Source organism: Nocardia sp. NPDC058497 (assembly GCF_042720195.1).
GTDB lineage: Bacteria > Actinomycetota > Actinomycetes > Mycobacteriales > Mycobacteriaceae > Nocardia.
In genome coordinates, this window is the sequence record NZ_JBHXMY010000231.1 from 1 (window position 1) to 8,703 (window position 8,703).

The window sequence follows — 8,703 nt, forward strand, 5'->3', positions numbered from 1 at the left end:
GGGGCCCCCCCAACAACCCCCCCACCCACCCCCCCCACTTCAGCGCCGCCCGCCCCGCGCCCAACAACGCCGCGCTCGTCGAGGCGGCGCGGGTGCCCGCCGCGGTGGTCGACGAGGCCGACGAGATCCTGTCGCTGGCCGCCGAACTCCTGCCGATCGGTAATCCCAACGTGGTCACCGACATCGGCGCGGCCGCCGACGCCGCCCGCGCGGCGGCCATGAGCTCGCAGCTCAATATCGAGATCAATGCCTGCTCGCTGCCCGCGGCGCTGGGCGACGCGTTCGCCGCGGCCCTGCTGCGCGTCGACACGATCGCCGCCCGGGCGGACGCCCTGCACGCCGATGTCCTGCACGCGGTACGCGGCTGAATCACGGCAGCGCAAACACAAGACGACACACCGTAAGACCTGTCGGCCGTTACCACTTCGATAGGTCTAGTTGATCATGGCGGCCTAGACTTGGAATCCGCCTACGAGTGACTGAAGGGGTGGCGTTTATGAGAAACGCACTTCGTTTCCTGTTCGTCGCGGCCATGGCGGCATTGCTGGCCGCATTCTGGTCCGGATCCGCATCGGCGGCCCTGATCGGCGGAACTCCGACCGCGACGGTCACCGCGATATCACCGGCGAACGGACAGGTCGTCGGCGTCGCCGCGCCGGTCACGTTCACCTTCGCGGCGCCGGTCGCCGACCGCGCCGGCGCCGAACGCGCCGTGGCGATCCGGTCCACCGACGCGCTGCCCGGCACCTTCGCCTGGGTCGACGACACCCAGTTGCGCTGGACACCGACCGGCACGCTGCCCGCGAGCTCACCGATCTCGGTGCAGTTCGGCAACCAGCGCACCGAGTTCCAGACCAACCAGGGCGTCTACGCCGAGGCGAACCTGTCGGCGCACCGATTCATCGTCAGCATGGGCGGACAGGTCGTGCGCGACATGCCCGCGTCCATGGGCAAGCCCGGTTTCGAAACGCCGACGGGCAATTTCACGGTGCTGGAGAAGTTCCGGTCCGTGGTGTTCGACTCGCGCACCATCGGCATCCCGCTCGACGACCCCGAGGGCTACATCATCGACGGCGAATGGGCCGAAAGGCTCACCTGGGGTGGCGTATTCGTGCACTCGGCACCGTGGTCGGTGGACTCGCAGGGCTATGCCAACGTGAGCCACGGCTGCATCAATCTCGCCCCCGGTGACGCGGCCTGGTACTACGAAAATGTCGGCATCGGTGACCCGGTCTACATTCACTGGTGAGTAATTCCCTCGTGGCATTCGGCGTTCCCACCGTCAGCGCAGTATCGTGCCCGTAACGAAATCGTTGCGGGACGGAACCTGACGGCGACTCCCCTGATGAAGGTGGGGCGATGGATCGACCGGATGCACACAGACCGACCGGGGCTCGACAGCACGACCCCGGTTCGGCCGGTGATCCGTTCACTGCTGCCACGCCGTGGCGGCCCGGTCGTGACCTGGGTGCGCCACGGCCACGCAGGCTGACCGAAACGTCTGGTCCGCAGCCGGTTACCGGCCCGCGGCACCGGGTCGAAGGGCCTGCGACACCGGCGGGCATTCCGGTGATCTCCCTGTCCGCGGCGCACGCGCCCGAGCGGACCGCGCAGTTCGCTCCCGTGCACAGTCTCGCCCCGGCCGACAATTACGACACCGATCGGCTGCCCATCGTCGGCGGGCCTTTCGATCCCGGTGCGCGCCACGCGCTTCCGGATCCGCCGGTGGCGAGCACCGAGCCCGACAACGGGCCGAGCACCGACAAACTGCCCATCATCGCCCCCGCGGGCACCTGGGCGGACTGGGTCACGGCCGAGCAGGAACCGGCGCCGCGGCCCACGCCCGACTATTCCGGTGACGACGAGGTCTTCGCGCGGATGATCGACCGGTCACGGCGCAAGCGACGCCCGCCGCGCTGGGCGGCACCGCTGGCCGCCTCGGTGGCGGGCGCGCTGCTGATCGGCGGCGGCTACTACCAATTGCGCGGTCCCGCACCGGAATCCGCGGCCGCGAGTACCGTGCTCGAGCCCGCACCCGCGAGCGCGGTTCCGGTCGCCGGTGACTGTCCCGCCGAACAGGTCGGCGGCAAGATCCAGGGCAACGGGTCCGGCGGCACCGAGAACGGTGTCGCGGCCATCCTGGCGTTCCAGCACGCGTACTACGTTGCGCGGTCCGGCGATCAGGCCCGGACGCTGGTGTCCGGCGATGCCGCACTGCCTTCCGGCGCCGATATCCAGGCGGGCATCGACACGATCCCGGTGGGCACCACCCACTGCCTGTCGATCACGCCCGCGGCGTTCGCCGGACAGTACTTCGTGGTGATCACCGAGTTCCGGCCCGACTCGGCGCCGATCATCTACAACCCGCAGCTGGTCGGCACCGCCAAGGTCGGTGGGAAGACGTTGATCACCTCGATCGGGCCGGTGCGCTAGACCCGATCGAGGTCGCTCGAAACCCGCTCAGGCGCGGGCCTTCTCGGCCGCGACGACCACGTGGCGCATCAGCAGCGCGGTGGTCACCGGGCCGACGCCGCCGGGGACGGGGCTCAGCGCGGCCGCCTTGCCGTCGACCGTGGCCGCGTCCACGTCACCGACGATGCCACCGTCGGCGGCCTCGTTGGTGCCCACGTCGATCACGACGGCGCCGTCACCGATGTGCTTGCCGGTGACCAGCCCGATCCGGCCCGCGGCGGCGACCACGATGTCGGCGGGGGTGGTGACCGCGGCCAGGTCCGCGGTGCGCGAGTGCGCGACGGTGACGGTGGCGTTCTCGGCCAGCAGCAGCTGGGCCAGGGGCTTGCCGACGATGTTGGAGCGGCCGACGACGGTCACCAGGCGGCCCTGCAGCGCGATGCCGTGATGCTTCAGCAGCTCGACCACGGCCTCGGAGGTGGCGGGGACGAAACCGTCGAGGCCGGAGGCGAGCAGGCCCAGGGACAGCGGGCTGACGCCGTCGACGTCCTTGCTCGCGGCGATCGCCGAGCTCACGTCGTCGAGGCTGACGCCGGCGGGCAGCGGGGTCTGCAGCATGATCGCGTCGGTGGCGGGGTCGGCGCTGCGCGCGGTCAGCTCGGCGCGGATCGTCTCCGCGCTCGCGTCGGCGCCGAGATCGATGCGCTCGCACGCGATCCCGAGGCGTTCGGCGGCTTTGCGCAGGGAGTTCACATACCAGGCGCTGGCCGGGTCGTCGTTGGCCACGATCAGCGCCAGCGTCGGCGCGGTGCCCGCGGCGGTGAGCGCGGCGGCGCGCTCCTTCGTGTCGGCGTTGATGGCGGCGGCGAGTTCCTTGCCGGTCAGCGAAGCGGTATCCACGGTGGGTCAGCTTATCCGTCGTTACCCCCTGCGCGGTCCACCGGGCGGCGACGCGCGGAACGTCGTCGGGATCCGGGGTGCCCGCCGCACGCGGTCGTAGGGTGTCGGCAGCTCTGCCGTCAGCTCTGCCAGCACGTGCCGAACCGTTCGCGGGAAGGGTGTCGTCTGTCGTGAAGATCTCGAGGCATTGGAAACAGGTGGCTGCCGCCGTCGCCGCGGTCGCCGCGGTCACGAGCGCCGCCATCGGCCCCGCCGCCGCCGAAGCGGACGTGACCGCGCTCTACAACTCCGCGCAGCGGCATTTCACCGACGGTGACGATGCCGCGGGCCGCGCCGATCTGCGCGCCCTCATCGCCGCCGATCCGGACGACGTCGAGGCCCTCGCGTTGCAGGCCATCTGGTCGCACTACGCGGGCGACCACGCCGCGGTCGGCGAGGCGATGGCCCGGCTGGGCGCGGTCGACGCGGGCATGGCCGCCGGCACGTCCACTGTGCTGCGCGCGGTCACCGCGGCGGCGTCGACGCTGCCCAATCCGCTGCCCGCGCTGGTCGGTCCGCAGACCGGGATCGTGGTCCTCGGCTACGGGCTGCTGCCCGACGGCGCGCTGCGGCCGGAGCTGGAGAACCGGCTCACCGCGGCCTGGCTGCAGGCCGTCGCCGCGCCGTTCTCGCCGGTGATCGTCACCGGCGGCAATCCGCAGAACGGGATCTCCGAGGCGGAGGCGATGCGGCGCTGGCTGGTCGGGCGTGGTCTGCCGGGTGAGCGGATCCACGTGGAGGACCGGGCGGGGTCGACGGTGCAGAACGCGCTGTTCAGCACCCGCATGCTGCGTGATCTCGGCGCGACCAGTGCCGTGGTGGTGACCTCGCCGAACCACATCCGGCGCGCGGTCGCCGACTTCATCGTGGCCGGAACCAACGTCGTCGGGGCGATGACCTCGCTCGAACAGCTGGTCTCGCAGCTGCCGCCGCCCGCCAAGGCCGCGCAGCGCGGGATCTACCTGGACGCCACCCGCACGTTCGAGCTCGACAGCTCGCGCTGATAAATCGGTTGTCCGGTCAGGGACAATCGCTGCATGAGTGTTTCCGCCGCCCCCGCCGACGTGATCGTCGCGCTGCGTGCCGCAGGTTGTGTCTTCGCCGAAGACGAGGCGGCTCTGTTGCTCGCGGCCGCCGCCGGTGACGCGGCCCGCCTCGACGCGCTCGTCACGCAACGGGTCGCGGGGACACCGCTCGAATATCTGCTCGGCTGGGTCGAATTCCGCGGGGTGCGGGTCGGCGTGCGGCCCGGTGTCTTCGTGCCGCGGCAGCGCACCGCATTCCTGGTCGAGCAGGCGGTGGCCGGGGTCGCGCCGGGGACCGCCCAGGCGTGCGTGGTCGATCTGTGTTGTGGCTGTGGGGCGCTCGGGCTGACCGCGGCCACCGAACTCACCGCCCGCGGGTGCGCTGTCGAGCTCGTCGCCGCCGATATCGATCCGGTGGCCGTCGCCTGCGCGCGGGAGAATCTGGCGCCGTTGAGCGCGCCGGTGTTCGGCGGAGATCTGTTCGACGCGCTGCCCGGCGATCTGCGGGGGCGCATCGATGTGCTGCTGGCGAACACGCCGTATGTGCCGAGCGAGCGGGTCGCGGATATGCCGCCGGAGGCGCGCGAGCACGAACCCCTGGTCGCGCTCGACGGCGGTGCGGACGGGCTCGATGTGTTCCGGCGGGTCGCCGAGGGCGCGGCGAGCTGGCTGGCGCCGGGCGGGACGGTGCTCGTGGAAACGTCGGCGGGACAGGTCGACACGGCGTGTGCGGTACTCGCGGAGCACCGTCTGGTGCCGCGGGTCGAGCACTCAGAGGAGTACTACGCCACCGTCGTCCTCGGCACCCGCATGGCCGATCCGCGCTGAGCGTCGCAGCGCGGAATGGCAGTCGAGCCGACGAAGACCGAAGGTGAAGGTGATCGTCGTGGGGCAGCTGACAGTTGCCAAGGACTCCACTCGCACCTACGCCGCCGGCATGCGTAGGCCGGCTGGTCGACGATCGGTGCCAGCTTGCGCATCTGGCGGCGCCGCACCCGCTCGAGGTCGGTCTCCGGTTCGGTTCGCGCTTGGTCGATTCGACCCCAGGGCTGAGTGTTTTCAACCCGAGGGATGAAGGACTTCTGCGTACTCTCCGAGCAGACTGAAGGAGTAGCGCTCGCATAGGGGAAAGGCTTCACCAGACGAGGACGTCCCCAACTCAATCCGTTGAAAGGAAGCGTCATGGCCACAAACAAAATTCGCGCAGCCGTGGCAGCGGCAACGCTCGCACCGATGATCGCCCTCGGCTCAGGCATTGCTACCGCAGCCCCAGCCGAATCCCCCGTGCCCGTCCAGATAGCGGACATCTCCGCGCCGGCCTCCCCCGTGCAGGTCGAGCCTGTCGCTTTAGGGCTGCTGTCTCCATTTGCCTTTCCGGGCTGCATCGCCATGATCCTCAGCATCGTCGGCCTCGCGCCGGGGGCCGCCTGCGTGGTAATGGTCTGAATCCGAGCTATCGCAGGGCCTCTGGTCACCACCACCGCTCCATGACACGGCACTGGATATGGTGCCCGCCAGCCACCAGTGGGCCCGGCACCGGCTGGGATCTGCACGAACTCCGGCCCATTCCGGCCTGACACACCTCGGCGAATCCGGCGCGAGCCTGCCCGAACTGATGGCCAAGTCCCGGCACCGCAAGGCCGAGAACCTGCGCCGCTACTTCAAACCGTCACCCCAGGCCATGCGTGAACTGACCAGCCTCATCGGCCCCGGCACTTCCGCACCCACTGACTCCGAGGCGATCCGGGTGTTCTGCCACTTCGTCACCGATCCGGTAAACAGGCACACCGCGTAGCTGAACGACGATGCCCCCGCCGACAACCGCGTACGCGGCCGGTCGACGGGGGCATCCCCTCCGGTGCCTATTTGCGTCCGGTGAACTGATCCATCGAGTGGTACACGCCCACCGCGTTGAGGTAGAAGTCGCGCACCTTGATCGGCAGCAGACCCGTGAGCGCGCGGTTCATCCGCGAGGTCCACGGCAGCACCACCAGGGCGCCACCGTTCTTCATCTCCCGCCACGACGTCTCGACGACGTCGTCCTGCTCGAGCATCGGCGTGAACAGGATGCCCTTGGCGCCGTCGAACATGCCGGTGTTGATGTAGGTCGGGCAGACCGTGGTGAACTTGACGTGGTCGTGACCCGCCTGCTCGAGCTCCAGGCGCACCGAGTCCGACCAGCCCAGCGCCGCCCACTTCGACGCCGCGTAGACGGCCATGCGCGGGTTGGCGACCAGACCGGCCGAGGACGCGATGTTGAGCACACGCGCCTGTCCGGCGCCGGCGACCATGCCCGGCAGGAACTCCAGGGCGATGTACATCGGGGCCAGCGAGTTGATCGCCATGGTCATGTCGATGTCGGCGCGGTTCTCGGTTTCCCAGAAGTAGGTGTTACCGCGCACGATTCCGGCGTTGTTGACCAGGATGTCGATCCCGCCGATCTCGTTGCGCACCGCGTCGGCGGCCTCGCGGATCGAGTCCTGCGAGGACACGTCGACGACGTAGGAGTGCACCTTGCCGCCCTGGGCGGTCAGCTGCGCCGCGGTCTCGCGCAGGGCGATCTCGTTGACGTCCCACAGCACCACCGCGTCGGCGCCCTCACGGACCGCCGTCTCGGCGAACAACTTGCCAAGGCCCATGGCGGCGCCGGTGACCAGCACCCGCTTGCCCGCGACCGTCTCCAGTTTCATGTAATGCCTACCCCTGCTTCGTTTCCTGCTTGCCGCTACTTCTGGCGTAGCGTCTTCATGACGCCGAAGACCAGCGTCATCGTCTTGGCCCACATCTGCTCGGACATGCCGGGCAGCGGCGCGATCGGCAGCACCCGCTGGACCGCGATGGTCTGGGTGTCGATGTACTTCAGCAGCCCCTCGGGACCGTGGCGACGGCCCTGGCCGGAGATGCCGAGGCCACCCGAGGGCGCGTCGACGCTGCCCCAGGCGGCGCTGAAGCCCTCGTTGACGTTCACCGAGCCGGCGTTGATCTGCGCGGCCACCGCCTTGCCGCGCTCGGCGTCCTTGCTCCACACGCTGGCGTTGAGGCCGTAGGCGGTGTCGTTGGCGGCCTCGACGGCGGCCTCGTCGGAGTCGACCTTGTACACCGACACGACCGGGCCGAAGGTCTCCTCGCGGTAGACCGTCATGCCGGGCGCCACGTCGGCGAGCACGGTGGGCTCGTAGAAGTACGGGCCCAGGTCGGGACGGGCGCGGCCACCGGCGAGCACCTTGGCGCCCTTGGCGACGGCGTCGTCGACGTGCGCGGTGACGGTGTCGAGCTGACGCTGGAAGGTCAGCGAGCCCATGTCCTTGCTGTAGTCGAGCTCGCCACCGAGGGTCATGTTCTTGACATTGCCGACGAACTCGGCGACGAACTGGTCGTAGACCGAGGCGTCGACGTAGATGCGCTCCATCGACTCGCACAGCTGACCCGCCGAGGAGTAGCAGGCGCGCACGGCCAGCTTGGCCGCCTTGGAGACATCGGCGTCGGCGAGCACGAGCAGCGGGTTCTTGCCGCCGAGCTCGAGCGAGTAGCCGATCAGGCGCTCACCGGCCTGCTGGGCGATGGTGCGGCCGGTGGCACTGGAGCCGGTGTAGTCGACGTAGTCGGCGCGCGCGATCACGTCGCCACCGATCTCGCGGCCACGGCCGAGCACGGCCTGCCACAGGCCGCGCGGCAGACCGGCGCGCTCGGCGGCGTCGATGGCCCACAGCGCCGACAGCGCGGTCTGGTTGTCGGGGCGCGCGATGACGGCGTTACCCGCGACTAGGGCGGGCAGGGCGTCGGAGGCCGACAGCGCGAGCGGGTAGTTCCACGGCGAGATGACCGCGACAACGCCCTTGGGGCGGTGGCGCACGTCGACCGAGGTGAGCACCGGCAGCACGCCGCGCGGCTTGCGGTCGGCGAGCAGCTTGGGCGCGACGGCGGCGTAGTAGCGCGAGTTCAGCGCGACGTCGGCGACCTCGTCGAAGGCGTGCGGGCGCGACTTGCCGGTCTCGGTCTGCACGATGTCGAGGATGGTGTCCTGCTCGGCCAGCACGATGTCGTGGAAGCGGCGCACGATCTCCACGCGCTGCTTGACCGGCACCTTGGCCCAGTCGCGCTGCGCGTGGCGGGCCAGGGCGAAGGCACGGTCGATGTCGTCGATCGAGGACTGCGGCAGGTCGCCGATCTTGTGTCCGGTGGCCGGGGCGAAGACCGGCACCGATGCGGCGCCACCCGCCACCGCACGGTCGAACAGGGGCTTGACCAGCGCGGTCGGCAGCGCGGTTGGTTCGGCGGTCAGCTAGGGGGCTGTCGTCATTGTCGGCCATTCTCCTCAACAGATGGG

At 70.0% G+C, this 8,703-nt stretch carries 10 protein-coding genes; 7 read left to right on the forward strand and 3 right to left on the reverse strand.

Translation table 11 applies throughout. The features are described 5' to 3' along the window. From ACFWPJ_RS17055 to ACFWPJ_RS17065, 3 genes are all read left to right on the forward strand, one after another. Positions 1–368, forward strand: a 368-nt coding sequence (locus ACFWPJ_RS17055) for a cyclodeaminase/cyclohydrolase family protein (protein WP_378852367.1), incomplete at its 5' end; no start/stop codon positions are given. A 128-nt stretch (positions 369–496) separates the two neighbouring features. Then, a complete protein-coding gene (locus ACFWPJ_RS17060) occupies positions 497–1,249 on the forward strand; it encodes a L,D-transpeptidase family protein (protein WP_378852369.1) in 753 nt (250 codons plus the stop codon). 110 nt (positions 1,250–1,359) lie between these two features. Beyond that, complete coding sequence (locus ACFWPJ_RS17065; RefSeq protein ID WP_378852371.1) at positions 1,360–2,433, forward strand: hypothetical protein; 1,074 nt, start codon at positions 1,360–1,362, stop codon at positions 2,431–2,433. 27 nt (positions 2,434–2,460) lie between these two features. Here ACFWPJ_RS17065 and ACFWPJ_RS17070 read toward each other — a convergent pair whose 3' ends face one another. After that, positions 2,461–3,312 (reverse strand): bifunctional 5,10-methylenetetrahydrofolate dehydrogenase/5,10-methenyltetrahydrofolate cyclohydrolase, encoded by an 852-nt coding sequence (locus ACFWPJ_RS17070; RefSeq protein ID WP_378852372.1) that lies wholly within the window; start codon positions 3,310–3,312, stop codon positions 2,461–2,463. A 170-nt stretch (positions 3,313–3,482) separates the two neighbouring features. Here ACFWPJ_RS17070 and ACFWPJ_RS17075 point away from each other — a divergent pair, with 170 nt between their 5' ends. The 4 genes from ACFWPJ_RS17075 (at position 3,483) to ACFWPJ_RS17090 (ending at position 6,171) form a co-directional block, all read left to right on the forward strand. After that, on the forward strand, positions 3,483–4,355 hold the full coding sequence (locus ACFWPJ_RS17075) for a YdcF family protein (protein ID WP_378852374.1): 873 nt from the start codon (positions 3,483–3,485) through the stop codon (positions 4,353–4,355). A gap of 33 nt (positions 4,356–4,388) precedes the next feature. Then, positions 4,389–5,204, forward strand: coding sequence for a putative protein N(5)-glutamine methyltransferase (locus tag ACFWPJ_RS17080; RefSeq protein ID WP_378852376.1), 816 nt, complete (start codon positions 4,389–4,391; stop codon positions 5,202–5,204). 354 nt (positions 5,205–5,558) lie between these two features. Beyond that, positions 5,559–5,822 carry a hypothetical protein gene (locus ACFWPJ_RS17085; RefSeq protein WP_378852378.1) on the forward strand — a complete coding sequence of 88 codons (264 nt, stop codon included), beginning with the start codon at positions 5,559–5,561 and terminating at the stop codon, positions 5,820–5,822. A gap of 58 nt (positions 5,823–5,880) precedes the next feature. Continuing rightward, positions 5,881–6,171 (forward strand): hypothetical protein, encoded by a 291-nt coding sequence (locus ACFWPJ_RS17090; protein WP_378852380.1) that lies wholly within the window; start codon positions 5,881–5,883, stop codon positions 6,169–6,171. 67 nt (positions 6,172–6,238) lie between these two features. On the opposite strand, the gene ACFWPJ_RS17095 is transcribed toward ACFWPJ_RS17090, so the two are convergent. Both ACFWPJ_RS17095 and ACFWPJ_RS17100 read right to left on the reverse strand, forming a co-directional pair. Continuing rightward, the gene (locus ACFWPJ_RS17095) at positions 6,239–7,066 is read right to left on the reverse strand and encodes an SDR family NAD(P)-dependent oxidoreductase (RefSeq protein ID WP_378852382.1); all 828 of its coding nucleotides are present in this window, start codon (positions 7,064–7,066) and stop codon (positions 6,239–6,241) included. 35 nt (positions 7,067–7,101) lie between these two features. Then, a complete protein-coding gene (locus ACFWPJ_RS17100) occupies positions 7,102–8,658 on the reverse strand; it encodes a succinic semialdehyde dehydrogenase (protein ID WP_378852384.1) in 1,557 nt (518 codons plus the stop codon). Positions 8,659–8,703: the final 45 nt, after the last annotated feature.

What these genes read in the sequence shown, in the direction of transcription:
- ACFWPJ_RS17060 (WP_378852369.1), top strand. Translation starts at nt 497, where the DNA reads ATGAGAAACGCACTTCGTTTCCTGTTCGTCGCGGCCATGGCGGCATTG.
- ACFWPJ_RS17065 (WP_378852371.1), top strand. Translation starts at nt 1,360, where the DNA reads ATGGATCGACCGGATGCACACAGACCGACCGGGGCTCGACAGCACGAC.
- ACFWPJ_RS17080 (WP_378852376.1), top strand. Translation starts at nt 4,389, where the DNA reads ATGAGTGTTTCCGCCGCCCCCGCCGACGTGATCGTCGCGCTGCGTGCC.
- ACFWPJ_RS17085 (WP_378852378.1), top strand. Translation starts at nt 5,559, where the DNA reads ATGGCCACAAACAAAATTCGCGCAGCCGTGGCAGCGGCAACGCTCGCA.
- ACFWPJ_RS17090 (WP_378852380.1), top strand. Translation starts at nt 5,881, where the DNA reads ATGGTGCCCGCCAGCCACCAGTGGGCCCGGCACCGGCTGGGATCTGCA.
- ACFWPJ_RS17095 (WP_378852382.1), bottom strand. Translation starts at nt 7,066, where the DNA reads ATGAAACTGGAGACGGTCGCGGGCAAGCGGGTGCTGGTCACCGGCGCC.